Below are 25,253 nucleotides of genomic sequence, written 5' to 3' on the forward strand. Positions count from 1 at the left end.
CAGCCGGACCGAGGCATCGCTGAAAGCCCTCAGTTATTCTGAGGCAACGTTATCGCTTTTGCTTTCAAATTACTGGGATCCCTCAGCCCACAGGGAGAGGGAACTGTCCCGAGCTCGCCCAGCAGGGAGAGGGAATAAGGATTACGGTTGCAGTGCGCTTCCGACGCGTTTGTCCTTCAGGAACACCACCATCAGCCCTACCCACAGCACACCGTTTGCGAGGTTGAACAGGCTGAACAGCCCGTTACCGCCGAAAGCATAGGCATGTTTGCTCACCTCAATACCGACAGTGAAAATCAGCATTTGCAGCATCCCCATCGCGGCAGACACCGTGCCTTTACTCATTTCACTGGCGAACAGCGTCAGGCGCACCAGGCCAGCATTCGCCACGCCGATACCAAACGCGTAAACACTCAGCCCCGCCGTCATCCACAGGTACGCATGAGACGAGGCTACGGTCGCCACCGCCGCGATAATCAGCCCTGCCGCTATGGGCCAACCGCCCAAAATAATCAGCGAACGCACGGTACGGCGTGACGTCAGACGCGCCAGCACCAGGTTACCGATAATCAGCGCGCCAAAAATCGGCACCTGTAACAGGCCATACTCATAGCTGCTAAGCTGTTCGCCGCTGATGATAATGACCGGCGACTGGGCAATCCACGCCAGCAGTGGCAGGCTGACAAAGCCCGTCGCCAATGCGCCCGCGACAAAACGGCCATTTTTCAGCACTGCCTTATAATCCCGCCCCAGCTCTTTAAGCGAGAGCTTTTCGCCCAGGCGGGTGGCGGTTTCCGGCATCGCACGGTGCAGGCCAAAGAAAGAGATAGCCGCAAGCGCGGCAAAGAGGACGAACATCCCCTCCCACGGCGCGACGTGAACCCATGCGGCTCCCACCAGCGGCCCAAGAAGCGGTGCAATCAGTGCCACGTTTGCCATCAGCGCGGTAATTTTGATACACACCGCCTCCTCAAACGACTCCTGAATAGCGGCATAGCCCACGGCGCCAATAAAGCACAGGCTCACGCCCTGAAGGAAACGCAGCAGCGTGAACTGCTCAATACTCTGCGCCAGCAGCGTGGCGAGACAGGTGACGATAAACCACACTACGCCCGTCAGCATCACCGGACGGCGGCCAATACGATCCGACAGCGGCCCTAACAGCCACTGTAAAAACATGCCGCCCGCCAGATAGGCGGTCATGGATGTCGGTACCCACTCAATACCTGCGTTGTACTGCTCAACCACAGCCAGCATGCCGGGCTGGATCATGTCGTTGCCGATGTAGGTAGAGAATTCGTAAAGCACCAGACACAGAGGAAAAAGTAACGCCTGACGACCCAGACGATTACCGGAAGAAGAACGGTTTATCATGCAATCTCTTTAGTATGAAAAAATCGCGATGAGTGTAATGAATTGCCGCTGTCTGAGATAGCAAATTAACGTGAAAAAACAGAAATAACGCACTTATCGTTGTTGTTTAAGGTTTCCTTAAGTTGCCCTCCCTATGATAGTGCTATTTCACGTTATTGACCGAAACTATGACACACGCCGTCAGCCCTTCAGAATTATCTAAGTTACCGACAAATAAGACAAAACGTCTTTACCGTTTGCCTGCCCGCTTTTATGGTTATCAACTTTTCGTGCTTATTGCCCTTGCGGTGCTTTTTACCTGGCTTTCGCGCGATGAATCGCTTGACCGATGGATAACCGGTTTCTGGTATGACGCAGCGGCGCATCATTTTCCGCTACAGCAAAACCCGTTGCTGGATCTGCTGAACCATCGGCTGGCGAAATATGTGACCATTGTTATCGCTGCCGCATCGCTGATTTACGGCGCTTACAAACGCAATGCCCGACTGGTAACGGCCGCGATTCTGATGGGGCTGGGTGCGCTGGTAGTAGGGGTGCTGAAAAGCATAAGCCACCACAGCTGTCCGTGGGATCTGGTGGAATATGGCGGCAGGTCCGTTTCGTATCCCCTGTTCAGCGCCGTTCCGGCAGACAGCGGACCGGGACGCTGCTTTCCCGGCGGCCACGCCTCCAGCGGGTTTATGGTGATGGGGCTGTTTTTTGCCTTCTGGCGTGAACGTCCGCGCCTGGCATGGTCCTTTGTCGCGTCAGGCGTTGTTATGGGGCTGGTGATGGGCTTCGGGCAGGTCATGCGCGGCGCGCATTTTTTCTCTCACAACCTGTGGGCCGGGTGGTGGGTCTGGTTTTCCCAGGTGCTGGTTTACGGGCTGGTTTCCGCCCGGTTTGCTAAAGAGTAACGAGATTATGTTAGAAAATCTGAACTACGAACTGTTTTACCTGCTCAACGCCACGCCGTCGTCACCGGAATGGATGATCGATCTCGCCACCTTCATTGCGAAAGATTTGATTAGCATTGTACCGGCGCTGGCGGTGATCCTCTGGTTATGGGGACCTCGTACACAGGTCATCGCCCAGCGCCATCTGGTGATCAAAATGGCAATGGCAATTGGCGTGAGCGTGCTGGCAAGCTACGTGCTGGGTCACGCCTTCCCGCACGATCGTCCTTTTGTCGATCGCGTCGGCTACAACTTCCTGCACCATGCGCCGGATGACTCGTTCCCGAGCGATCACGGCACGGTGATCTTCACCTTTGCGCTGGCCTTCCTGTTCTGGCATCGCCTGTGGTCCGGCGTAGTGCTGATGGGCGTGGCAGTCGCCATCGCCTGGTCCCGCGTCTACCTGGGGGTGCACTGGCCGCTGGATATGATCGGCGGTTTCCTGGTGGGGCTGATGGGCTGCGTCAGCGCAGCCATCCTGTGGAGCCTCTTTGGCCCGGCGCTTTATCGTGCATTATCACAGGCCTATCGCGTTCTGTTTGCTCTTCCGATCCGCAAAGGCTGGATACGTGACTAACCCCGGCCCGTCAGGTTACACTTGAGCCCCCGCCCTGCGGGGGCTCACTTTTTTAGCCCGAGGATCTATGGAAACACGTCGCGATGACCGCATTGCTCAGCTGCTTCAGGCGCTGAAGCGCAGCGATAAGCTGCATCTTAAGGAAGCCGCTTCCCTGCTTGGCGTGTCTGAAATGACCATTCGTCGCGATCTGAACAGCGACAGCGCCCCCGTTGTGCTGCTTGGCGGGTATATTGTTCTGGAGCCGCGTAGCGCCAGCCATTATCTGTTAAGCGATCAAAAAACACGCCTGGTGGAAGAGAAGCGCAAAGCCGCGCGGCTCGCCGCCTCGCTGGTGCAGCCGCATCAAACGCTGTTTTTTGACTGCGGTACGACAACCCCGTGGATCATCGAGGCCATCGACAGCACCGTTCCCTTTACCGCCGTCTGTTATTCGCTAAATACCTTCCTGGCTTTGCAGGAGAAACCAGCATGCCGGGTGATTTTGTGTGGCGGCGAGTTTCATGCCAGCAACGCCATCTTCAAGCCGCTGAATATTCAGGACACGCTGAGCAATGTATGCCCTGATATCGCCTTTTACTCTGCGGCGGGCGTGAATGTGAAACAGGGGGCAACCTGTTTTAATCTTGAAGAGTTACCGGTGAAACAGTGGGCGCTCAACGCCGCGCAGCAGCATGTGCTGGTGGTTGATCACAGTAAATTTGGCAAGGTCCGTCCGGCAAGGATGGGAGAACTGTCGCGCTTTGACGCCATCGTCAGTGATTGCCGCCCGGATGACGAGCTGGTGGCATACGCGAAAGCGCAGCAGGTGAAGTTGATGTATTGAGGTTATGCCGGGTGGCGCTGCGCTTACCCGGCCTACGTTCGAGCCGTTGTAGGCCGGGTAAGGCGAAGCCGCCACCCGGCAAAAACTTAGCTGAACCAGCTGCCAAACCAGCCGTGGAATTTCATTAACACAAAGTCCCACATCCGGCTGAAGAAGCCGCCCTCTTCCACCGCTTCCATTACCACCAGCGGACGCTGCTCAATAGATTTGCCGTTAAGCTGGAAATCTATCGTCCCGACCACCTGACCTTTTTTCAGCGGTGCGGTGAGCTGTGGCTCGGTCAGGGTATAGCTGGCTTTCAGGTTTTTCAGCTGACCGCGTGGAATGGTGACGGAACCCGCTTCACCCGCTCCCAGGTTCACTTCACTTTTATCACCAAACCAGACGCGCTGACTCACGAAGGTAGCGTCCGGCTTAATCGGCGTGACGGTTTCAAAGAAGCGGAAACCCCAGGTCAGCAGTTTTTCGGATTCGTTAAAACGAATACGGTCGGTTTTCGTTCCCAGCACCACTGAGATCAGGCGCATATCGCCCTGCGTCGCAGAAGCCACCAGGTTGTATCCGGCCCCGGCAGTTGTACCGGTTTTCATGCCGTCCACGTTAACGTTACTGCTCCACAGCAGACGGTTACGGTTAGGCTGGCGGATATTGTTGAAGGTAAACTCTTTCTCTTTATGGATAGCGTACTCATCCGGTACGTCATGGATCAGCGCTTTGCCCAGCAGCGCCATATCGCGCGCGGTACTGAACTGACCCGGCGCATCCAGGCCGTGAACAGTTTTAAAAGTGGTATTGGTCAGACCCAGTTTTTTCGCGTAGCCATTCATCAGCCCAATAAATGAGTCCTGACTGCCCGCGACGTAATCGGCCAGCGCAATACAGGCATCATTTCCCGACTGAATAATAACCCCTTTATTCAGATCGGACACGGAGACCTGGTCGCCAGGCTTCAGGAACATCACGGACGAGCCGCGCAGCGCCGGGTTACCGGTCGCCCAGGCATCTTTCCCGACGGTGACCATGTCATTCAGCTTGATCTTGCCCGCTTTCAACGCCTGGCCGACCACATAGCTGGTCATAATTTTCGTCAGGCTCGCCGGGTCGAGTTTTTCGTCGGCGTTACCTTCCGCCAGCACTTTCCCGCTGGCGTAATCCATCAGGATCCAGGCGCGCGCATCAACAGGCGGCGCTTCGGGCGCTGTCTGTTCCGCCGCATGGAGCGTTGGGGCAAAAAGGAAAAGCAGCGCCGAGCCTGCCGCCAGGCTGCGCAGAGAGGAAGTTTTTTGCGTCATAAATGCCACCCGAGTGTCCATTCTAAAAATCACGTCACAATCACCGTGTCGCAAGAAGCGATGAGTAATAGCGCACTACAGCCTTCAAAGAAACCTGTTCCAGGTAAAGTTTTTAAAGTTTATGCAATAACATTCAGATACGCTTTGATTGCGGTGTTTTTTTTAGCATCTGTTGCGTAATTGTTAGGTTTATCTCACCATGGCGAAAAGCTGACTCGGATTCACATCTCATCGGGAGTAAATATGATTACGCTGTGGGGCAGGAACAATTCGACCAACGTGAAAAAAGTGCTCTGGACGCTGGAAGAGCTGGATTTACCGTTTAAGCAGGTTATGGCGGGCCTGGAGTTTGGCGTGAATAAAGACGCGGACTACCTGGCGATGAACCCAAACGGACTGGTGCCGCTACTGCGCGATGACGAGACAGACGCCACGCTGTGGGAGTCTAACACCATCGTGCGATACCTCGCCGCGCAGTACGGCCAGGGTCGGCTGTGGGTAGAAAATCCAGCCCAGCGCGCGCAGGGCGAAAAATGGATGGACTGGGCAAACCAGACGCTTTCCCCAACGCACCGCGTGATCCTGATGGGGCTTATCCGTACGCCGGAAGCCGATCGTGATTATCCCGCCATTCATGCCGCCCAGGACGCGTGCGAGTCGCTGTTTGCAATGATGGACGACGAACTGGCGAAGCATACCTGGTTCTCCGGCGACACGTTCGGCGTGGGCGATATCGCCGTCGCCCCTTTCGTCTGGAACCTCACTAACATGGGTCTCAGCTGGACCCCGCGCCCTCACCTTGAGCGCTGGATCCAGCAGCTCAGCGAGCGCCCGGCGTATCGCAACGTGGTGATGATCCCGGTGACCTGATTACGACCCGGACGGGCTGACTTTCCAAAGCTGCCCGTCCGTCTCGTCGGTCAGCACGTACAGATAACCATCCGGCCCGACGCGCACATCGCGAATTCGCTGATCTTTATCCCCAAGAATGCGCCCGTCCTCCGTCACGGTATTGCCCTTCACGCTCAGCACGATGACGTCTTTCTCCTTCAGCGCGCCGATAAACAGCTTGTTTTTCCACTGCGGGAAGACGTCGCTGTTGTAGAACGCCATGCCGCTGACGGCGGGCGACACTTTCCAGACAAACAGCGGTTTTTCAGTGCCCTCAACGTGCTCGCCTTTCGCTTCCGGGATTTTCAGGCCGCTGTAGTTGATCCCGTGCGTCGCCATCGGCCAGCCGTAGTTTTTGCCTTTTTCAGGAATGTTGATCTCATCCCCGCCGCGAGGGCCGTGTTCATTAAGCCACAGCGCGTCGCTCCACGGGTTCATCGCCATCCCCTGCGGGTTGCGAATGCCGTAAGACCAGATTTCAGGCCGTGCACCGGCGGTGTTCACAAACGGGTTATCCGGCGGCACTTTCCCGTCCTCCGTCAGGCGCACCACCTTGCCCTGAAGCTTATCCAGATCCTGCGCCGTCGGGCGCTGGTTGTTTTCACCTAAGCCAATAAAGAGATGGCCTTTGCCGTCGAACACCAGCCGTCCACCAAAGTGGTTGCCAGTAGAGAGCTTCGGCATCTGTCGGAATACCACCTGGAAGCCCTCAATGCGCGAGAGGTCATCGCTCAACCGCCCGTAGCCCACCGCGGTGCCCGCTTTTCCATCATCACCCGCCTCGGCGAAGCTGAGCCAGATCCGCCGTGATTGTTCAAAATCCGGGGCCAGCACCACGTCCAGCAATCCGCCCTGGCCGCTCGCCCAGACCTTCGGCACGCCGACAATCGGATCGGAGAGCCCTTTCCCTGCCTGCCAGTGCTTAAGCTGCCCGTCTTTTAGCGTGATCAGCAGCCCCTTATTATCAGGCAGAAACGCCAGCGACCAGGGGTGTTCCAGTTTTGTCTGTAGCACGTCGACCTTAACCGTCTCGGGCGCCGCAAGCAGCGAAAGCGGGAATAACAGTACAGGGAGGAAAAGCAGCGAGGATCGAGGCATAACGCACTCCTTTATCGGCATATGGCTTAAAGATTAGCCACTGTTCCCGGGTGCGTTAACACTTTTACAAAAGCTTAATCAAAAGGGGGAGTTGCCTCCCCCGGGTTCAGTGTCGGGCAAGCGTTTCCGGCTTGTTCAGACACATGATGCAAAGCGCGAGCGTGGTCAGGCAGTTTTCAAGCTTCTCCGCGTTAACGGCAATAAAATTCGGGCAGTCGTGACGTCCGTTCATCAAACAGACCCCTGCGATGGAAAGCACCTCGGCGGCGCGGCGCAGCGCCACTAATTCGTTTTCAGCGCAGTGCGCTTTCAGGATGGGTGCTTTTTCACGCATGAAATTGCAAAGTTCAAAGAAATTTTCACGCAGATTTTCGCTTTCGCTGACTGACATATACCCTTTCGCCTTGCGGAGTTGCAGATATGCAGCCAGGTCGATTCGGGCGTTGATCAGCTTGTTAAGCAGATCGCGTTTCAGTCTGTCAACGGACATGCTATTTCCTCCTCTGTCAGCCATGTTACCCTATTAATAATAAGGTCATTTTTTGTACAATGTGATGCCTGAGATCAATAAACGATAACTGATTAACATTCTTTACAATGTTACAACGATTGCCCGCCTCAACTGCGCCATCAAGAGTGTATAAATCCCCCGCGATACGCTGTAAAATCCCGCCCTGATAACTCCATAATTGATGAATTTTTAACCTATGAGCAATGTTACGCACCCGCCGAAAATCGGCTTTGTCTCCCTGGGCTGCCCGAAGAACCTGGTGGATTCCGAACGCATCCTGACTGAACTTCGCACTGAAGGCTATGACGTGGTGCCAAGCTACGACAACGCCGACATGGTGATCGTCAACACCTGTGGGTTCATCGACAGCGCGGTCCAGGAGTCACTGGAAGCCATTGGTGAAGCCCTGACGGAAAATGGCAAAGTGATTGTCACCGGCTGCCTGGGCGCGAAGGTGGATCAGATCCGCGAAGTGCACCCGAAGGTACTGGAGATCACCGGCCCGCACAGCTACGAGCAGGTGCTGGAACATGTTCATCACTACGTACCAAAGCCAAAGCACAACCCGTTCCTGAGCCTGGTGCCGGAACAGGGCGTGAAGCTGACGCCGCGCCACTATGCTTACCTGAAAATTTCCGAAGGCTGCAACCATCGCTGCACCTTCTGCATCATCCCGTCGATGCGTGGCGATTTGGTGAGCCGTCCGATTGGCGAGGTGCTGGCAGAAGCCAAACGCCTGGCCGACGCGGGCGTGAAGGAGTTACTGGTCATCTCCCAGGACACCTCCGCCTACGGCGTGGACGTCAAACACCGCTCCGGCTTCCATAACGGCGAGCCGGTAAAAACCAGCATGGTTGGCCTGTGCGAGCAGCTTGCTAAGCTCGGGATCTGGACGCGTCTGCACTACGTCTACCCTTACCCGCACGTTGACGACGTGATTCCGCTGATGGCGGAAGGCAAAATACTGCCGTATCTGGATATCCCGTTACAGCACGCCAGCCCGCGCATTCTGAAGCTGATGAAGCGTCCTGGATCCGTTGACCGCCAGCTGGCGCGCATCAAGCAGTGGCGCGAGATCTGCCCTGAACTGACCCTGCGCTCCACCTTCATCGTTGGCTTCCCGGGTGAAACCGAAGAAGATTTCCAGATGCTGCTCGACTTCCTGAAAGAAGCGCGTCTGGATCGCGTGGGCTGCTTCAAGTACAGCCCGGTTGAAGGCGCAACGGCCAACGAGTTGGCGGACCAGGTACCGGAAGAGGTCAAAGAGGAACGCTGGAACCGCTTTATGCAGCTGCAACAGCAGATCTCTGCTGAACGCTTGCAGGAGAAAGTGGGCCGCGAAATTCTGGTCATTATCGACGAAGTGGACGAAGAAGGCGCGATTGGCCGCAGCATGGCGGATGCGCCTGAAATCGACGGCGCGGTGTACCTGAACGGGGAAACCAACGTCAAGCCGGGCGATATTATTCGCGTGAAGGTCGAAAACGCCGACGAGTATGATTTGTGGGGCAGCCGGGTTTAATCTTTAACCCCTCACCCCGGCCCTCTCCCCAAAGGGGCGAGGGGGAACAGACCGCACCGAGCAGTCCCCTCTCCCCTCAGGGGAGAGGGTTAGGGTGAGGGGTAAGTTCCTGCAAAAACCTACCCCTTAATCCTCGGATCCAGCGCGTCGCGCAGCCCATCCCCCAGCAGGTTAAACGCCAGCACGGTCAGGAAAATCGCCAGGCTCGGGAAGATCGCCACGTGCGGGGCGATCACCATATCCGCCCGCGCCTCGTTCAGCATCGCGCCCCACTCCGGCGTCGGCGGCTGTGCGCCTAACCCCAGAAACGACAGGCTGGCCGCCGAGATAATCGACACGCCTATGCGCATGGTGAAATAGACCACGATAGACGAGACCGTTCCCGGCAGAATATGGCTGAACAGGATTGTGGCATCGCTGGCTCCCATGCTGCGGGCCGACTCGATAAAGGTCTGCTGCTTCAGCACCAGCGTGTTGCCACGTACCAGGCGCGCGAAAGCGGGAATCGTGAATACCGCCACGGCGATGATGACGTTCGCCATGCCGCTGCCCATCACCGCCACCACGGCAATCGCCAGCAGAATACCGGGAAAGGCAAACAGCACGTCGCAGATACGCATGATGATGCGGTCCCACCAGCCTTCATAGTACCCGGCCACCAGCCCAAACACGGTGCCAATCGCTGCGCCCATCAGCACCGCAAAGACCCCGGCCGCCAGCGAGATCTGCGCCCCTACCAGCACGCGGCTGAAAATATCGCGCCCGAGCGAGTCCACGCCAAACCAGTGCATCATCGACGGTCCATCGTTCAGCCGGTCGTAATCGAAGTAATTTTCCGCATCAAACGGGGCTATCCAGGGGGCTATAATCGCCACCAGGATCAGCAGTAACACAAACAACCCGGCGACCATAGCGACGGGCTGACGACGGAATCGACGCCAGAACTCAACCCACGGGGTGCGAATATGGTCCGGCCTGATCCCCGGCATAGCGTTTAAAATGGCCTGGCGACGCCAGTTCAGTAATCGCATCTTACTTATACCTGATGGCCGGGTTAATGGCGGCGTACAGCACATCCACCACTAAGTTGATAAGAATAAACTCCAGCGAGAAAAGCAGAACTTCAGCCTGAATAACCGGATAGTCACGCATATCGACCGAGTCGACCAGCAGGCGCCCCAGCCCCGGCCAGTTAAAGACCTTCTCAACCACGATAGAGCCGCCCAGCAGGAAGCCGAACTGTAGCCCCATCATCGTGACCACCGGGATCATCGCATTACGAAAACCATGCTTCAGAATGACCCATTTCTCACTCACCCCTTTTGCCCGCGCGGTGCGAATGTAATCTTCGCTCAGCACGTCGACAAAGGAGGCGCGGGTGAAGCGGGCCATCACTGCCGCAACGGCTGCGCCAAGCGTCATAGAGGGCAGAATGTAGTGCTTCCAGGTGTCGGCCCCGACGGTGGGCAACCAGCCCAGCTCGACGGAGAAAATCTGCATCAGCAGCATACCCAGCGCAAACGCCGGGAAAGAGATACCGGTGACTGCCAGCGCCATACCGAGCTTATCCGGCCAGCGGTTGCGCCAGACGGCGGCGACAATCCCCGCGCCCAGGCCAAACACAACCGCCCAGCTCATACTGGCAATCGTTAACCAGAAGGTGGGCATAAAGCGGCTGGCAATCTCCTCCGACACCGGACGACGCGACACCATCGAGATGCCGAAATCGCCCTGAAGGACATTGCCAATGTAGCGCAGAAATTGCCGATACAGCGGCTGGTCAAGACCGAGCTGTTTACGCACCAGTTCGATAACCGTGGCATCCGCTTCCGGTCCGGCAATCAAACGCGCCGGATCGCCGGGCAGCATGTGGACAAACAAAAACACCAGCACGGCCACAATCAGCAGCGTCGGGATAAGCCCCAGCAGGCGTTTACACACATAATTCAGCATGAGTATTATTTCAAATCCGCGTCATCAAAGCTAAAGCCCGTATCCGGCATGATGTAAAAACCGGTCAGCGCTTTGTTGTGGGCTGAGACCAGTTTTTCCACCACCAGCGGCACCCACGGCGACTCTTTCCAGATAATGTCCTGCGCCTCTTTGTACAGGCGCGCTTTCTCTTCCGGTTTGGTGGTTTTCAGGGCATCGGCCAGATCCTTATCCACCTGCGGATTACTGTAGAACGCGGTATTGAACAGCGTTGGCGGCCAGTTCTGGGAAGCAAACAGCGGCGACAGGGACCAGTCCGCTTCACCGGTTGAAGCCGTCCAGCCGGTGTAGAACATCCGCACGCCGCTCTCTTTCTGTCCTTTGCCTTCCACTTCCGCCGCGCGCTGTCCGGCATCCATCGCCGTGACCCTGGCTTTAATGCCCACCTGCGCCAGCTGCTGCTGTGTAAATTGCAGCACCTTCTGCGCGGTACTGTGGTTATGCGACGACCACAGCGTGGTGCTAAAGCCGTTCGGATAGCCCGCCTCTTTCAGCAGTTCCCGCGCTTTCGCCGGATCGTACGGCCACGGCTGATAGCTCTGCGCGTACTCAATGGTTGGCGGCATCACGCCCGTCGCCGGGGTGGCGTAGCCGGCAAAGGCCACCTTCACCAGTGCCTGGCGGTTAATGGCGTAGTTGATGGCTTCGCGCACCTTCGGGTTATCAAACGGTTTTTGCGTGACGTTCATGCTGATGTAGCGCTGCATAATCGACGGGCTGGCCACCAGCTCCAGCTTGCTGTTTTTCGCCAGCAGCGCTGCCTGTTCGTAGGGGATCGGGAAGGCAAACTGCGCTTCGCCGGTTTGCAGCATCGCGGCGCGGGTATTGTTGTCCACGACCGGCCGCCAGGTGAGGGTATCCAGCTTCGGCAGCCCCGGCTGCCAGTATCCGGCGAATTTCTTCACCTTCACATAATCGGTCTGGTTCCAGGTAAGCAGTTCGTACGGTCCGGTCCCCACCGGGTGGAAGCCAATCTCTTTGCCGTATTTCTTCAACGCCGCAGGGGAAATCATCACCGTCGCGGGATGCGCCAGGATATTGATAAACGCCGAGAACGGCTCTTTGAGGGTGATCTTCACCGTCGCCGGATCAACCGCCTCGGTTTGGGCGATATTTTTATACAGGTTGTAGCGCTTAAGACCGTTTTCCGGATTGCTGGCTCGGTCCAGGTTGACCTTAACCGCCTCGGCGTTGAAGTCGGTGCCGTCCTGGAACTTCACGCCGGTACGGAGCTTAACGGTATAGACCAGCCCGTCGTCCGACACGGTATAGCCTTCCGCCAGCACGTTTTTCAGCTTCATCTCGCGGTCCAGGCCGAACAGCCCCTGGTAGAAGGATTTTGCCACCGCCTGAGAAAGGGTGTCGTTAGCATCATACGGATCCAGCGTCGTGAAGTTAGACCCCACAGCCACCACCACGTCTTTCGCCGCGATCGCGGGGGCGGCGGCCAGCGCAGCCGTCACGCTCGCGGCAAGCAGCCATTGACGAGCAACAAAAGGAACCATTGTGTTCTCCTGCCTGTTGTAAGTTATAACCGCGAGAATGCATTGCCCTGACGCGGGGGTGCGACAAAATGATCGGGACCGACTTCACGCAGCGCCACGCGCTCCAGAGTTTCGCCCCGTTTACGAATATTGCTCGGCATTTCGTCCTGCAACAGCACGCGCTGGGCGTGACGATGTTCAGGATCGGCAACCGGTACGGCGGCCATCAGCTTGCGGGTGTACGGATGGTGCGGGTTTTCAAATACCGCCCGACGGGGGCCAATTTCAACAATTTGCCCCATGTACATCACCGCCACGCGATGGCTGATCCGCTCAACCACCGCCATATCGTGAGAGATAAACAGAAACGCAATGCCCAAATCCCGCTGTAAATCGAGCAGGAGATTGATGATTTGCGCGCGGATGGAGACATCCAGCGCTGACACGGACTCATCCGCAATCACCACTTTCGGATTCAGGGCCAATGCCCGGGCTATGCAGATACGCTGTCGCTGACCGCCAGAAAATTCGTGCGGATAACGCCAGGCATGCTCCGGTTTCAGGCCCACGCGCTCCAGCAGCCACGCGACGCGGCGCTGCGCGGCTTCACCGTCGAGCAGGTTGTGCACCCGCAGCGGCTCCATAATCGAGTACCCCACCGTATGGCGCGGATCGAGCGACGCATAAGGATCCTGAAAAATAAACTGAATATCCCGGCGTACCGCCTGCAATTTACCATTGGGGAGTGTATCGATGCGCTCACCGTTGAAGGTGATGCTCCCCTCCTGCGACTCAACCAGCCTGAGCAGCGCCCGCCCGGTGGTGGATTTACCGCAGCCGGACTCCCCCACCAGCGCCAGCGTTTCGCCCGGCCAGAGATCAAAACTGACGTATTCAACCGCATGCACTTCGCGCTTCACGCGGTTAAGGATCCCGCTGCGCAGCGGGAAACGGGTCACCAGTTCACGCACTTCAAGGATCGGCCTGCCGGAAACCACCGTGTTCTGCTCGGTTTCGTCTTCCTGCTGGCCCTGTTCGGTCTGAGAGAACAGCGGAAAACGGCGCGGAAAATCACTGCCATTCATGGCGCCCAGACGCGGGACCGCCGCCAGCAGCGCTTTAGTATAAGGATGCACCGGCGTATGAAAGACCTGCTCCACCGAGCCGGTTTCCACGGCATTGCCCTGATGCATAACCAGCACCCGATCGGCAATATCCGCCACCACCCCCATATCGTGGGTGATGAATATCACCCCCATCTCCATCTCCTGCTGCAACACCTTAATCAGTTGCAGGATCTGGGCCTGAATGGTGACATCCAGCGCCGTGGTGGGTTCGTCCGCAATGAGCACCGCCGGACGGCACGACAGCGCCATCGCAATCATCACCCGCTGGCGCATGCCACCGGAAAGCTGATGCGGATAGCGGGACAAAATCGCGTGCGCCTCAGGGATACGTACCAGCTCCAGCATCCGTTTAGCTTCGTTGAGCGCCTCATCACCGCTCAATCCCTGATGCAGGCGGATAGATTCGGCAATCTGCTCGCCCACCGGAAAAACCGGGTTCAGGGAGGTCATCGGCTCCTGAAAAATCATCGCAATATCCGCCCCGCGCACCCCCTGCATCCGGGACGCGCTCAGCTCGTTGAGATCGATAACCTGACGGTTGCGACGGCGCAACAGCATCCGCTCGCTGGTGACCTGCCCGCCCGTCTGCTCAAGCAGACGCATCAGCGCCAGCGCGGTAACCGATTTACCGGATCCGGACTCGCCGACAATCGCCAGCGTCTCGCCGCGCCTGAGCGAAAACGATAAATTCTGTACTGCAGGGATGAACTGCCGCTCTTCCTGAAAGGCAATATTCAGTTGGTGGACAGCCAGCACTTCGCAGTTGTCCAGCTCTTCACTGTGCGGCACGCAATGCCCCCTTATTCACGATAAATGCCTGTGCTGGGCGCATCGCCGGCATACCCCCACGCCCGGTACATCCCTTCACTGTTGAACGGCAGCGCCACGTTGCCCTCCCGATCCACCGCTATTAAGCCACCTTCTCCGCCCAGGGCTGGCAGTTTCTCCATTACCACCCGCTCGCAGGCCTCACTCAGGCTTAATCCGCCGTAATCCATTAGCGCGGTAATGTCGTAGGCCGCCAGCGCGCGGATAAACACTTCGCCGGTTCCGGTGCATGACACCGCCGCCGTGGCGTTATTAGCGTAACACCCGGCCCCCGGCAGCGGACTGTCGCCGACGCGTCCGGGAAGCTTGTTGGTCATACCGCCTGTCGACGTCGCGGCGGCGAGGTTACCGGCTTTATCCAGCGCCACCGCGCCTACCGTGCCCATTTTGCTGCGTTCATCGAGCGGCGCGGCATGGTCCAGTTGCGTCATCCCCGCTGTACGGGCCTCCAGCAACTGCCGGTAACGCTCCTCGGTGGAAAAAAGATCGGGCGAGACCGTATCCATCCCGTGCTCGACGGCAAATTTCTCCGCCCCCGCCCCGGTCAGCAGCACATGCGGGCTTTGATCCATCACCAGACGCGCGGCCAGCACGGGATTGCGCAGTCGGCTGACGCCCGCCACCGCCCCCGCTTTCAGGGTGATACCGTCCATCACGCAGGCATCCAGTTCATGCGTTTCATCGCGCGTAAAGACCGAGCCAATACCGGCATTAAACAGCGGACACTCCTCCAGCAGGCGCACCGCTTCGGTCACCACGTCCAGCGCGCTTTTGCCCGCTTCCAGCATGCGCTGGCCTGTTTCCACAATGGCGTTCAGCGCATCAATATAACGCTTCTCCTGCTCGGGACTGAGCTGTGCACGGGTGATTGCCCCGGCACCGCCATGAATTGCGATAACCGCTTTACTCATTTCGCATCACCCATCAGCCTGGCTGGCTGCTTTTTCTATAAATATCATTATCGTCGACGAATCTTCAGATGATTTTTGAATATAGAAAGACGCAACTGTGATGTAAAGCTTACACCCATCGGGTCATACAGTTAGCCGCACTTTTCTGCCATAATGAGCGCTTTCGTTGTTACTCCGCAGGAGCCCACCATGGATTTTACCGCCGGACTGATGCCGCTTGAGACGGCACTCTCGCAGATGCTTGATCGTATTACTCCCCTGCACGACGTTGAGACGCTGCCGCTTGTGCGCTGTTTTGGCCGTATTGCCGCGCGCGATATCGTCTCGCCGCTGAACGTGCCGGGGTTCGATAACGCGGCGATGGACGGCTATGCCGTACGTCTGGCGGATTTGCAAACGGGTCAGCCGCTGCCGGTGGCAGGTAAAGCCTTTGCCGGGCAGCCGTTCAACGGTGAGTGGCCAGCGGGCACCTGCGTGCGCATTATGACCGGCGCGCCGGTGCCAAAGGGCTGTGAAGCCGTGGTGATGCAGGAAGAGACCGAACTAACGGACGACGGCGTGCGTTTTACCGCCAGCGTCAAAGCGGGACAGAATATCCGCCACATCGGGGAAGACATTACCCTCGGCGCAACGGTCTTTGCCGCCGGGCAAAAACTGACGGTCGCCGAACTGCCGGTGCTGGCATCGCTTGGCATCGCGGAGATTGACGTTGTCCGCAAGGTACGCGTGGCGGTGTTCTCCACGGGAGACGAGCTACAGCTTCCGGGTCAGCCGCTGAACGAGGGGCAGATTTACGACACCAACCGTCTGGCGGTGCACCTGATGCTTGAGCAACTGGGCTGCGAGGTGATTAACCTCGGCATCATTCCTGACGATCCGGAGAAACTGCGCACGGCATTTATCGACGCGGACGCCTCTGCCGACGTGGTGATCAGCTCTGGCGGCGTATCGGTTGGCGAAGCGGATTACACCAAAACCCTGCTTGAAGAGCTGGGTGAAATCGCCTTCTGGAAGCTGGCGATTAAACCGGGCAAACCGTTCGCGTTTGGCAAACTTCCGCACAGCTGGTTCTGTGGCCTGCCGGGTAACCCGGTCTCTGCCGCGCTGACCTTCTACCAGCTGGTGATCCCGCTGCTGGCGAAGCTCTCAGGCAACAATGCCGACCCGCTGCCGGAACGTGTGCGCGTGCGGGCGGCAACGCGCCTCAAAAAATCTCCGGGCCGTCTCGATTTCCAGCGCGGCATTCTGGCACGCAACGCCGATGGCGAGCTGGAGGTGAGCACCACCGGGCATCAGGGTTCGCACATCTTTAGCTCCTTCAGCCAGGGTAACTGCTTTATCGTGCTGGAGCGCGATCGCGGCCACGTTGAGGCGGGCGAATGGGTTGAAGTGGAACGCTTTAACCACCTGTTCGGAGGCTGACATGACGGTGGAACTGAGCGACCCGGAGATGATGCGCTACAACCGCCAGATCGTGCTGCGCGGGTTTGATTTCGAGGGTCAGGAAGCGCTCAAGGCGGCCAGCGTGCTGGTTGTCGGCCTTGGCGGGCTGGGCTGCGCGGCGGCGCAATATCTGGCTGCGGCGGGCGTCGGCCGTATGACGCTGCTGGATTTCGATACCGTGTCGGTGTCGAACCTGCAACGCCAGACGCTCCACAGCGACGCGACGGTTGGTCAGCCGAAAGTGGAATCTGCGCGCACGGCGCTGGCGCGAATTAACCCCAACGTTCAGTTCACCCTGATTGACGCGATGCTGGATGACGACGCGCTGTTTGCGCAGATTGCTCGGCATGACCTGGTGCTGGACTGCACCGATAACGTCGCCATTCGTAACCAGCTCAATGCGGGCTGCTTTGCCCATAAAACGCCGCTAATTTCCGGCGCGGCCATCCGCATGGAGGGGCAAATCAGCGTTTTCACCTACGCTGAGGGAGAGCCCTGCTACCGTTGCCTGAGCCGTCTGTTTGGCGAGAATGCGCTGACCTGCGTCGAGGCGGGCGTGATGGCGCCGCTGGTTGGGGTGATTGGTTCCTTGCAGGCGATGGAGGCGATTAAGGTGCTGGCGCATTACGGCACGCCCGCAGCGGGCAAAATCGTGATGTATGACGCGATGACCTGTCAGTTCCGCGAGATGAAGCTGATGCGTAATCCGGGGTGTGAGGTGTGCGGAGGTTAAACCCTGCTGCGGCCTGATGCCCTCACCCCGGCCCTCTCCCACAGGGAGAGGGAGAAAATCGTAGGCCGGGTAAGCGTCAGCGCCACCCGGCAACAGCATCAAATAGACGTCCGCCCAAACGCCCCCTGCCAGTCCTGCTCAAACTTCACAATTGCCGCATCTACTGCCGGAGAGGTAATAAACTGCTGCGCCACGTCCAGCGGCAGCGTGATGGACTCGCACCCTGCCAGCAGGCAGTCCAGCGCCTGGCGCGGCGTTTTAAAGCTCGCGGCGAGCACTTTTGACTGCGGTGCGTGCAGCGTCAGCAATTGTTGCAGTTCAATCACCGTCTGGATCCCGTCCCCGCCCTGCGCGTCCACGCGGTTCACGTAAGGGGCCACATACTCAGCACCCGCCAGCGCGGAGAGCATCCCCTGCGCTGCGCCGTATACCGCGGTACCCAGCGTCGGGATCCCTTCTGCTTTCAGCATCTTGATCGCCGCCAGCCCTTCAGCGGTCACGGGCACTTTCACCACCAGGTCATCGATTATCGCGCGCAGCTTACGTGCGTCTTCCACCATCCCCTCGGCGGTCTTCGCCATCACCTGGGCGAACAGCCGGCCCTTGCCGCCCAGCGCGTCGTGCAGCGCGGGCAGCAACTCTTCCAGGGGGGTTTTACCCGCCGCCACAATGCTTGGGTTAGTGGTCACGCCCGCCAGCGGGAAGATACGCGCCAGCTTTTTGACTGCCGCAACGTCAGATGTGTCGAGATAAAGTTCCATGATGTCACCCTCAAAATTAGCCTGCATTTACCCTATCACGAGAAAACCTGCTCATGAATTGACCCATATCAAGATAACTTTCATTCGAAAGTAATTTAATCTTCATATGTAATCAGAGGGCAAAAAAATGATCTTCAACATACAGCGTTACTCCACCCACGACGGCCCCGGTATTCGAACCGTGGTGTTCCTGAAAGGCTGCTCGCTGGGCTGTCGCTGGTGCCAGAACCCGGAAAGCCGCTCCCGCACGCGGGACGTCCTGTTTGACGCCCGTCTGTGTCTGGACGGCTGTGACCTGTGTCAGCAGGCCGCGCCAGGGTGTGTTGAACGTGCGCTGAACGGGTTGATCATCCATCGTGAAAAATTAAGTGAAAAGACGCTCACTGCCCTCACCGACTGCTGCCCGACGCAGGCGCTTACCGTCTGCGGTGAAGAGAAGCAGGTGGAGGAGATTATGGCCACCGTGCTACGCGACAAGCCCTTCTACGACCGCAGCGGCGGCGGGATCACCCTTTCCGGCGGCGAGCCGTTTATGAATCCTGACCTGGCGCACGCCCTGTTTAAAGCCAGCCATGAACAAGGCATTCATACTGCGGTTGAAACCTGCCTTCACGTGCCCTGGCATTATATCGAGCCTTCACTGCCGTATGTCGATCTGTTCCTGGCGGACCTGAAACATGTCGACGGCGAGGTGTTCAAGCAGTGGACCGATGGCTCTGCTAAGCGGATCCTGGACAACCTGAAGCGCCTGGCTACCGTCGGGAAGAAGATCACCATCCGCGTGCCGCTGATCCAGGGCTTTAACGCCGATGAAGCGTCGGTTACCGCCATTACCAACTTCGCCGCCGATGAACTCGGCGTCGATGATATTCATTTTCTGCCGTATCACACGCTGGGCATGAACAAATACACCCTGCTCGGCCAACCCTACTCTGCCCCTGACAAACCGCTGGATAACCCTGCCCTGCTGGACTTCGCGCAGCAGTATGCCTGCCAGAAAGGGTTAACCGCGACCTTACGAGGATAAACTTATGACCACCCTGAATCTCAACACCCTCAGCGAGCGCATCAAGGCGCACAAAACGGCTCTGGTGCATATCGTTAAGCCGCCGGTTTGTACCGAACGCGCGCAGCACTATACCGAAATGTATCAGCAGCATCTGGACAAGCCGATCCCGGTACGTCGCGCGCTGGCCCTCGCCCACCACCTGGCAAAACGTACCATCTGGATCAAGCACGACGAGCTGATTATCGGTAACCAGGCCAGCGAAGTGCGTGCCGCGCCGATCTTCCCGGAATATACCGTCTCCTGGATTGAGAAAGAGATTGACGATCTGGCGGACCGTCCAGGTGCAGGCTTTGCGGTGAGCGAAGAGAATAAACGCGTTCTGCATGAAATCTGCCCGTGGTGGCGCGGCCAGACGGTACAGGATCGCTGCTACGGTATGTTTACCGACGAGCAGAAGGGCCTGCTGGAAACCGGCATCATCAAAGCGGAAGGCAACATGACCTCCGGTGACGCACACCTGGCGGTGAATTTCCCGCTGGTGCTGGAGAAAGGGCTCGACGGCCTGCGCGCGAAAGTAGCCGAGCGCCGCTCGCGCATCAACCTGACGGTACTGGACGATCTGCACGGCGATCAGTTCCTGAAAGCCATTGATATCGTGCTGGAAGCCGTAAGCCTGCACATCAGGCGCTTCGCCGATCTGGCACGTGAGATGGCCGCCAGCGAAACCCGCGACAGCCGCCGCGACGAGCTGCTGGCGATGGCGGAAAACTGCGACATCATCGCCCACCAGCCGCCAAAAAGCTTCTGGCAGGCGCTACAGCTGTGCTACTTCATTCAGCTGATCCTGCAAATTGAGTCCAACGGTCACTCCGTCTCCTTTGCCCGTATGGACCAGTACCTTTACCCGTACTATCGCCGCGACGTGGAGCTGGACCAGAGCCTGGATCGCGAGCACGCCATCGAGCTACTGCACAGCTGCTGGCTGAAGCTGCTGGAAGTGAACAAAATCCGCTCCGGCTCGCACTCCAAAGCCTCTGCGGGCAGCCCGCTGTATCAGAACGTCACCATTGGCGGCCAGAAGCTGGTCAACGGCGAGCCAATGGACGCGGTCAACCCGCTCTCCTACGCAATTCTGGAATCCTGCGGCCGTCTGCGCTCCACCCAGCCAAACCTGAGCGTGCGCTACCACGCTGGCATGAGCAACGACTTCCTCGACGCCTGCGTGCAGGTGATCCGCTGCGGCTTCGGGATGCCGGCGTTTAACAACGATGAAATCGTCATCCCGGAATTTATCAAGCTCGGCGTGGAACGGGACGATGCCTATGACTATGCGGCGATTGGCTGCATCGAAACCGCCGTCGGCGGAAAGTGGGGCTATCGCTGCACCGGCATGAGCTTTATCAACTTCGCCCGCGTGATGCTGGCAGCGCTGGAAGGCGGTCGCGATGCCACCAGCGGCCAGGTATTCCTGCCGCAGGAAAAAGCGCTTTCGGCCGGTAATTTCGGCAATTTCGACGAAGTGATGGCGGCGTGGGATAACCAGATCCGCTACTACACCCGCAAATCCATTGAGATCGAGTACGTGGTGGACACCATGCTGGAAGAGAACGTCCACGACATTCTCTGCTCGGCGCTGGTGGATGACTGCATCGAACGCGCGAAAAGCATTAAGCAGGGCGGCGCGAAGTATGACTGGGTTTCCGGCCTTCAGGTGGGGATCGCCAACCTCGGTAACAGCCTGGCCGCGGTGAAGAAGCTGGTGTTTGACCAGGGCGTTATCGGTCAGCAACAGCTGGCGGCGGCGCTGGCGGATGACTTCGAGGGGCTGACCCAAGAGCAGCTGCGCCAGCGCCTGATCAACGGCGCGCCGAAGTACGGCAACGACGACGACAGCGTGGACCTGCTGCTGACCCGTGCCTACGAAACCTACATTGAAGAGCTGAAGCAGTATCACAACCCACGCTACGGCCGTGGCCCGATTGGGGGTAACTACTACGCGGGCACGTCGTCTATCTCCGCAAACGTGCCGTTTGGCGCAGCAACCATGGCGACGCCGGACGGACGTAAAGCGCACACCCCGCTGGCGGAAGGGGCAAGCCCGGCCTCCGGTACCGACCACCTCGGCCCGACGGCGGTGATTGGCTCCGTGGGTAAACTGCCGACGGAAGCGATCCTCGGCGGCGTGCTGCTTAACCAGAAGCTGAATCCGTCGACGCTGGAAAACGACAGCGATCGCCAGAAGCTGATGGTGCTGCTGCGCACCTTCTTCGAGGTGCATAAGGGCTGGCATATTCAGTACAACATTGTCTCGCGCGAAACGCTGCTGGAAGCGAAGAAACACCCTGATCAGTATCGTGACCTGGTGGTGCGCGTCGCGGGTTACTCGGCGTTCTTCACCGCCCTGTCACCGGATGCGCAGGACGATATTATTGCCCGTACCGAGCATACACTGTAAAAAAACGCCCGGTGGCGCTTCGCTTACCGGGCCTACATTGTCTCCCCGTAGGCCGGGTAAGGCGAAGCCGCCACCCGGCTTTCTAACTTTCATTCGAAATTAAATTTGTGCTCCCCGTCACCTTGTTATTAGAATGTTTCAAAACGCAGTGACCCAGGAGCACAGTATGACCGTAAAAGTTATCGTCACCGATATGGACGGAACTTTCCTTGATGATGCCAAGCAGTACGATCGTGACCGCTTCCAGGCACAGTTTGAGCAGCTTAAAGCCCGTAACATCGAATTTGTTGTCGCCAGCGGCAACCAGTATTACCAGCTCATCTCCTTTTTCCCGGAGCTGAAAGATCAGATCTCCTTCGTCGCGGAAAACGGCGCGCTGGTGTTCGACCACGGCGAACAGATTTTCCACGGTGAGCTAACGCGTCATGAGTCGCAGATCGTCATTGGCGAGTTGCTGAAAGACAAAGGGCTGAACTTTGTGGCCTGCGGGCTGGAGAGCGCGTACGTCAGCGATAAGGCTCCAGAAGCGTTCGTGAAGCTGATGTCGAAACACTACCATCGCTTAAAACCCATCAGCGATTACCGCGACATTGACGACGTGCTGTTTAAATTCTCCCTGAACCTGCCGGACAGCGATATCCCGAACCTGGTCAATAAACTGCATGTCTCCCTGGACGGCATCATGAAGCCGGTTACCAGCGGCTTCGGTTTTGTCGATTTGATTATCCCGGGCCTGCACAAAGCCAACGGCATCAGTCGTCTGCTGAAACGCTGGAAAGTCTCCCCGCAGGCGTGCGTGGGCATTGGCGACAGTGGCAACGATGCGGAAATGCTGAAGCTGGTGAAATATTCATTTGCGATGGGCAATGCGGCAGAAAGCATTAAAGCGGTCAGCCGTTACACTACCGACGATAACAACCATCAGGGCGCGCTGAATGTGATTCAGGCCGTGCTCAACGCCCACTCCCCGTTCGACGTCTGATCCCCTACCTGCCGGAGCCTCGCTCCGGCCCCTTCACTCTTTTTCCATCCTGTGGCGCCCGTCAAGGTTTTAAACTTGCATTAACTTATTTTTAACTTAAAGTATCACTTGTAGACACTTTTACTTTCGAATGAAAGATGCGAGGCAGTTATGACCTTTACCAGCGAAACGTTGCCAGCGGACCACAAAGCGGCAATTCGTCAGATGAAACGCGCGCTACGGGCCCAGATCGGTGACGTGCAGGCAGTGTTCGACCGGCTTAGCGACAAAATCGCCGCCCGCGTGGCGGAAATTAACGCCCTTAAAAATAAAGGTGAATCCGTATGGCCGGTAATCCCCTTTACGGATGTGAAAAACGGTACGATCACCGCCGAACAGCGCGAAGCGGTTAAACGTCGCGGCTGCGCGGTGATCAAAAGCCACTTCCCGCGCGAGCAGGCGCTGGCATGGGATCAATCGATGCTCGACTACCTCGATCTGAATAAGTTTGACGAGGTTTACAAAGGACCCGGCGATAACTTCTTCGGCACCTTAACGGCCTCTCGCCCGGAGATTTATCCGATCTACTGGTCTCAGGCGCAAATGCAGGCGCGCCAGAGTGAAGAGATGGCACAGGTACAGTCGTTCCTGAACCGTTTATGGACATTTGAGAGCAACAGTAAGCAGTGGTTCGACCCGGACGTGAGCGTAATTTATCCGGACCGCATTCGCCGCCGCCCACCAGGAACAACCTCGAAAGGACTTGGCGCACACACCGATTCCGGCGCGCTGGAGCGCTGGCTGCTGCCCGCTTATCAGCAGGTCTTTGCCCGCGTGTTTGACGGCAACGTTGAGAAATACGATCCGTGGAATGCTGCGCACCGTACCGAGGTGGAAGAGTACACAGTGGATAACACCACCAAATGCTCCGTGTTCCGCACCTTCCAGGGCTGGACGGCACTGTCGGACATGATCCCCGGCCAGGGGCTGCTGCACGTGGTGCCGATCCCGGAAGCGATGGCTTACATTCTGCTGCGTCCGCTGCTGGACGACGTGCCGGAAGACGAACTGTGCGGCGTGGCGCCGGGGCGCGTGCTGCCGATTTCTGAGAAGTGGCATCCGCTGCTCATCGAAGCGTTGACCAGCATTCCCGCGCTGGAAGCCGGTGATTCTGTCTGGTGGCACTGCGATGTGATCCACTCGGTCGCGCCGGTGGAAAACCAACAGGGCTGGGGCAACGTGATGTATATTCCTGCCGCGCCGATGTGCGAGAAAAACCTCGCCTACGCGAAAAAGGTCAAGGAAGCGCTGGAAACCGGCGCGTCACCGGGAGATTTCCCGCGCGAGGATTATGAGAAAAGCTGGCAGGACCGTTTCACCGTGAACGATCTGAACATCCACGGCAAGCGCGCGCTGGGCATGGCTTAACTGTCGTAAAGCCCTTCCCGCTCAACGGCGGTGCGTCGTTTTCCCTGACGTATCCGCCGTACCGATTCCCGCACGGCCAGCGTGCCGTTCAGCAGCAATGTTCCGACCGGCGCGTCCGGGCGCATCAGCCGCTGCTGGAGCATATATACCGCTTCTGTTCCCAGCTCATCGCGCGGGACATGCACCGCCGTCAGAGGCACATCCTGAATCGCCGCGAGATTAAAGCCGTCGATGCTCATCACCGAGACATCCTGCGGCACGCGCAGACCGTGTTTTTGCAGGGCGCTGATGGTCCCCGCCGCCATAAAGTCGCCACCCACCAGGAACGCCGTCGGCAGATCTTTCCCTTTTTGCTGGTGAAGCCACTCACTCACCAGTTGCTCCGTCTCTTTGGCGCTGAAGCTTGGCACCATCAGCAGATCGCGCCGGTCGCTAAACCTGAGGTTATGGCCGTACCACGCGTCGCGGATCCCCGACAGGCGCAGCTCCATGGTATAGCGACGCAAACACAGCACATTCATCACCTCCCGGTGCCCCATCTCGAACAGGTACTCCGCCGCCCGCTCGCCAATGGCGCGGTGATCCGGCGCGACGGCGGGCAGGCGCATGTGGCGGTCCCGGCAGTTAATCAGCATGCAGGATTTGCCCACGTCTACCGCCAGATCGTGGATATGCGGATCGTCGATACCGAGAAGGATCGCCGCCTGGGTGTCCGCTTCGTTCATGCGGGCCAGAAACAGCTGGGCATCGCTGTCGTTCTCCTCCAGCGCACAGTAACGCAGGCGAACCTCGTGCGAGGCCAGCCCTTTGCTCACGCTCTGGATGACACGGTAGTAAAAGATGTCAGACCGCTCGTCAAACGCCCGCTGCGGGGCAAACACCATCAGGCTGTTAAGCAGCAGACGCCCCGCCGCCATGCCCTCTATTACCCCCAGCTCCCGCGCGCATGCCAGCACCGTTGCCCGTGCTTTTTCGCTGGTGTTTGCCTTCCCCGCCAGCACGCGGGAAACGGTGCTGATGGAGAGCCGGGTACGGGCGGCGATTTCGGTGATTTTAAGCCTTTTATCCATTTTGTGATCTGGCTCCGGATGTGAA

General features: G+C 58.0%; 22 protein-coding genes. 11 read left to right on the plus strand and 11 right to left on the minus strand.

Annotation, left to right across the window (positions count from 1 at the left end; translation table 11 throughout):
• Nucleotides 1-141: 141 nt before the first annotated feature.
• Entirely contained in the window at nucleotides 142-1,374 is a 1,233-nt protein-coding gene (locus IM282_RS20555) for an MFS transporter (RefSeq protein ID WP_022647557.1), read from the minus strand.
• A 167-nt stretch (nucleotides 1,375-1,541) separates the two neighbouring features.
• Here IM282_RS20555 and IM282_RS20560 point away from each other — a divergent pair, with 167 nt between their 5' ends.
• From IM282_RS20560 to deoR, 3 genes are all read left to right on the plus strand, one after another.
• Nucleotides 1,542-2,270, plus strand: coding sequence for a phosphatase PAP2 family protein (locus IM282_RS20560; protein ID WP_022647556.1), 729 nt, complete (start codon nucleotides 1,542-1,544; stop codon nucleotides 2,268-2,270).
• 7 nt (nucleotides 2,271-2,277) lie between these two features.
• Nucleotides 2,278-2,886 carry an undecaprenyl-diphosphate phosphatase gene (gene ybjG, locus IM282_RS20565; RefSeq protein ID WP_192970776.1) on the plus strand — a complete coding sequence of 203 codons (609 nt, stop codon included), beginning with the start codon at nucleotides 2,278-2,280 and terminating at the stop codon, nucleotides 2,884-2,886.
• 67 nt (nucleotides 2,887-2,953) lie between these two features.
• A complete protein-coding gene (deoR, locus tag IM282_RS20570) occupies nucleotides 2,954-3,712 on the plus strand; it encodes a DNA-binding transcriptional repressor DeoR (protein WP_022647554.1) in 759 nt (252 codons plus the stop codon).
• Nucleotides 3,713-3,798: 86 nt separating this feature from the next.
• On the opposite strand, the gene dacC is transcribed toward deoR, so the two are convergent.
• Nucleotides 3,799-5,004, minus strand: a complete 1,206-nt coding sequence (gene dacC / locus IM282_RS20575; RefSeq protein WP_023299674.1) for a serine-type D-Ala-D-Ala carboxypeptidase — start codon at nucleotides 5,002-5,004, stop codon at nucleotides 3,799-3,801.
• A 243-nt stretch (nucleotides 5,005-5,247) separates the two neighbouring features.
• Here dacC and IM282_RS20580 point away from each other — a divergent pair, with 243 nt between their 5' ends.
• Nucleotides 5,248-5,874, plus strand: coding sequence for a glutathione S-transferase family protein (locus IM282_RS20580; RefSeq protein WP_063138193.1), 627 nt, complete (start codon nucleotides 5,248-5,250; stop codon nucleotides 5,872-5,874).
• On the opposite strand, the gene IM282_RS20585 is transcribed toward IM282_RS20580, so the two are convergent.
• Nucleotides 5,875-6,993: a PQQ-dependent sugar dehydrogenase gene (locus IM282_RS20585; RefSeq protein ID WP_192970777.1), complete on the minus strand. Its 1,119-nt coding sequence runs from the start codon at nucleotides 6,991-6,993 to the stop codon at nucleotides 5,875-5,877.
• Nucleotides 6,994-7,099: 106 nt separating this feature from the next.
• Complete coding sequence (bssR, locus tag IM282_RS20590) at nucleotides 7,100-7,483, minus strand: biofilm formation regulator BssR (protein ID WP_038415734.1); 384 nt, start codon at nucleotides 7,481-7,483, stop codon at nucleotides 7,100-7,102.
• Nucleotides 7,484-7,700: 217 nt separating this feature from the next.
• Here bssR and rimO point away from each other — a divergent pair, with 217 nt between their 5' ends.
• Nucleotides 7,701-9,026, plus strand: a complete 1,326-nt coding sequence (rimO, locus tag IM282_RS20595; protein WP_023299671.1) for a 30S ribosomal protein S12 methylthiotransferase RimO — start codon at nucleotides 7,701-7,703, stop codon at nucleotides 9,024-9,026.
• Between the two features lie 119 nt (nucleotides 9,027-9,145).
• Here rimO and gsiD read toward each other — a convergent pair whose 3' ends face one another.
• The 5 genes from gsiD to iaaA are packed head-to-tail and all read right to left on the minus strand — an operon-like array spanning nucleotide 9,146 to nucleotide 15,368.
• Nucleotides 9,146-10,057 carry a glutathione ABC transporter permease GsiD gene (gene gsiD / locus IM282_RS20600; protein ID WP_048966435.1) on the minus strand — a complete coding sequence of 304 codons (912 nt, stop codon included), beginning with the start codon at nucleotides 10,055-10,057 and terminating at the stop codon, nucleotides 9,146-9,148.
• Nucleotide 10,058: 1 nt separating this feature from the next.
• Nucleotides 10,059-10,979, minus strand: a complete 921-nt coding sequence (gene gsiC / locus IM282_RS20605; RefSeq protein WP_006809475.1) for a glutathione ABC transporter permease GsiC — start codon at nucleotides 10,977-10,979, stop codon at nucleotides 10,059-10,061.
• 5 nt (nucleotides 10,980-10,984) lie between these two features.
• Nucleotides 10,985-12,523, minus strand: a complete 1,539-nt coding sequence (gene gsiB, locus IM282_RS20610; protein WP_022647547.1) for a glutathione ABC transporter substrate-binding protein GsiB — start codon at nucleotides 12,521-12,523, stop codon at nucleotides 10,985-10,987.
• 23 nt (nucleotides 12,524-12,546) lie between these two features.
• Complete coding sequence (gene gsiA / locus IM282_RS20615; RefSeq protein ID WP_192970778.1) at nucleotides 12,547-14,418, minus strand: glutathione ABC transporter ATP-binding protein GsiA; 1,872 nt, start codon at nucleotides 14,416-14,418, stop codon at nucleotides 12,547-12,549.
• Between the two features lie 11 nt (nucleotides 14,419-14,429).
• The gene (gene iaaA / locus IM282_RS20620; protein ID WP_038415732.1) at nucleotides 14,430-15,368 is read right to left on the minus strand and encodes a beta-aspartyl-peptidase; all 939 of its coding nucleotides are present in this window, start codon (nucleotides 15,366-15,368) and stop codon (nucleotides 14,430-14,432) included.
• A gap of 189 nt (nucleotides 15,369-15,557) precedes the next feature.
• Here iaaA and moeA point away from each other — a divergent pair, with 189 nt between their 5' ends.
• Nucleotides 15,558-16,790, plus strand: a complete 1,233-nt coding sequence (moeA, locus tag IM282_RS20625) for a molybdopterin molybdotransferase MoeA (RefSeq protein WP_023305756.1) — start codon at nucleotides 15,558-15,560, stop codon at nucleotides 16,788-16,790.
• A gap of 1 nt (nucleotide 16,791) precedes the next feature.
• Nucleotides 16,792-17,544 carry a molybdopterin-synthase adenylyltransferase MoeB gene (gene moeB, locus IM282_RS20630; RefSeq protein ID WP_038415730.1) on the plus strand — a complete coding sequence of 251 codons (753 nt, stop codon included), beginning with the start codon at nucleotides 16,792-16,794 and terminating at the stop codon, nucleotides 17,542-17,544.
• 98 nt (nucleotides 17,545-17,642) lie between these two features.
• On the opposite strand, the gene fsa is transcribed toward moeB, so the two are convergent.
• Nucleotides 17,643-18,305 (minus strand): fructose-6-phosphate aldolase, encoded by a 663-nt coding sequence (gene fsa / locus IM282_RS20635; protein ID WP_022647542.1) that lies wholly within the window; start codon nucleotides 18,303-18,305, stop codon nucleotides 17,643-17,645.
• A gap of 127 nt (nucleotides 18,306-18,432) precedes the next feature.
• Between fsa and IM282_RS20640 the strand changes: the two genes are divergently transcribed.
• The 4 genes from IM282_RS20640 (at nucleotide 18,433) to IM282_RS20655 (ending at nucleotide 24,158) form a co-directional block, all read left to right on the plus strand.
• Nucleotides 18,433-19,332 carry a glycyl-radical enzyme activating protein gene (locus IM282_RS20640; protein ID WP_023299664.1) on the plus strand — a complete coding sequence of 300 codons (900 nt, stop codon included), beginning with the start codon at nucleotides 18,433-18,435 and terminating at the stop codon, nucleotides 19,330-19,332.
• A gap of 4 nt (nucleotides 19,333-19,336) precedes the next feature.
• Nucleotides 19,337-21,769: a formate C-acetyltransferase/glycerol dehydratase family glycyl radical enzyme gene (locus tag IM282_RS20645; protein ID WP_192970779.1), complete on the plus strand. Its 2,433-nt coding sequence runs from the start codon at nucleotides 19,337-19,339 to the stop codon at nucleotides 21,767-21,769.
• Between the two features lie 166 nt (nucleotides 21,770-21,935).
• Complete coding sequence (locus tag IM282_RS20650; RefSeq protein WP_192970780.1) at nucleotides 21,936-22,751, plus strand: Cof-type HAD-IIB family hydrolase; 816 nt, start codon at nucleotides 21,936-21,938, stop codon at nucleotides 22,749-22,751.
• 150 nt (nucleotides 22,752-22,901) lie between these two features.
• A complete protein-coding gene (locus IM282_RS20655; protein WP_192970781.1) occupies nucleotides 22,902-24,158 on the plus strand; it encodes a DUF1479 domain-containing protein in 1,257 nt (418 codons plus the stop codon).
• Here the strand turns inward: IM282_RS20655 and IM282_RS20660 are convergent.
• On the minus strand, nucleotides 24,155-25,228 hold the full coding sequence (locus IM282_RS20660) for a LacI family DNA-binding transcriptional regulator (protein WP_192970782.1): 1,074 nt from the start codon (nucleotides 25,226-25,228) through the stop codon (nucleotides 24,155-24,157). The genes IM282_RS20655 and IM282_RS20660 overlap by 4 nt on opposite strands.
• Nucleotides 25,229-25,253: the final 25 nt, after the last annotated feature.

This window comes from Enterobacter cloacae complex sp. P29RS (genome assembly GCF_014893445.1).
Taxonomy (GTDB): domain Bacteria; phylum Pseudomonadota; class Gammaproteobacteria; order Enterobacterales; family Enterobacteriaceae; genus Enterobacter; species Enterobacter intestinihominis.

Bases quoted from the DNA above. Each gene is read 5' to 3' on its own strand.
- dacC (WP_023299674.1), bottom strand. From the start codon at position 5,004: ATGACGCAAAAAACTTCCTCTCTGCGCAGCCTGGCGGCAGGCTCGGCG.
- IM282_RS20640 (WP_023299664.1), top strand. From the start codon at position 18,433: ATGATCTTCAACATACAGCGTTACTCCACCCACGACGGCCCCGGTATT.
- IM282_RS20585 (WP_192970777.1), bottom strand. From the start codon at position 6,993: ATGCCTCGATCCTCGCTGCTTTTCCTCCCTGTACTGTTATTCCCGCTT.
- IM282_RS20560 (WP_022647556.1), top strand. From the start codon at position 1,542: ATGACACACGCCGTCAGCCCTTCAGAATTATCTAAGTTACCGACAAAT.
- deoR (WP_022647554.1), top strand. From the start codon at position 2,954: ATGGAAACACGTCGCGATGACCGCATTGCTCAGCTGCTTCAGGCGCTG.
- gsiD (WP_048966435.1), bottom strand. From the start codon at position 10,057: ATGCGATTACTGAACTGGCGTCGCCAGGCCATTTTAAACGCTATGCCG.
- iaaA (WP_038415732.1), bottom strand. From the start codon at position 15,368: ATGAGTAAAGCGGTTATCGCAATTCATGGCGGTGCCGGGGCAATCACC.
- IM282_RS20645 (WP_192970779.1), top strand. From the start codon at position 19,337: ATGACCACCCTGAATCTCAACACCCTCAGCGAGCGCATCAAGGCGCAC.
- gsiC (WP_006809475.1), bottom strand. From the start codon at position 10,979: ATGCTGAATTATGTGTGTAAACGCCTGCTGGGGCTTATCCCGACGCTG.
- fsa (WP_022647542.1), bottom strand. From the start codon at position 18,305: ATGGAACTTTATCTCGACACATCTGACGTTGCGGCAGTCAAAAAGCTG.
- bssR (WP_038415734.1), bottom strand. From the start codon at position 7,483: ATGTCCGTTGACAGACTGAAACGCGATCTGCTTAACAAGCTGATCAAC.
- moeA (WP_023305756.1), top strand. From the start codon at position 15,558: ATGGATTTTACCGCCGGACTGATGCCGCTTGAGACGGCACTCTCGCAG.
- gsiB (WP_022647547.1), bottom strand. From the start codon at position 12,523: ATGGTTCCTTTTGTTGCTCGTCAATGGCTGCTTGCCGCGAGCGTGACG.
- IM282_RS20655 (WP_192970781.1), top strand. From the start codon at position 22,902: ATGACCTTTACCAGCGAAACGTTGCCAGCGGACCACAAAGCGGCAATT.
- IM282_RS20580 (WP_063138193.1), top strand. From the start codon at position 5,248: ATGATTACGCTGTGGGGCAGGAACAATTCGACCAACGTGAAAAAAGTG.
- rimO (WP_023299671.1), top strand. From the start codon at position 7,701: ATGAGCAATGTTACGCACCCGCCGAAAATCGGCTTTGTCTCCCTGGGC.
- IM282_RS20660 (WP_192970782.1), bottom strand. From the start codon at position 25,228: ATGGATAAAAGGCTTAAAATCACCGAAATCGCCGCCCGTACCCGGCTC.
- IM282_RS20650 (WP_192970780.1), top strand. From the start codon at position 21,936: ATGACCGTAAAAGTTATCGTCACCGATATGGACGGAACTTTCCTTGAT.
- IM282_RS20555 (WP_022647557.1), bottom strand. From the start codon at position 1,374: ATGATAAACCGTTCTTCTTCCGGTAATCGTCTGGGTCGTCAGGCGTTA.
- ybjG (WP_192970776.1), top strand. From the start codon at position 2,278: ATGTTAGAAAATCTGAACTACGAACTGTTTTACCTGCTCAACGCCACG.
- moeB (WP_038415730.1), top strand. From the start codon at position 16,792: ATGACGGTGGAACTGAGCGACCCGGAGATGATGCGCTACAACCGCCAG.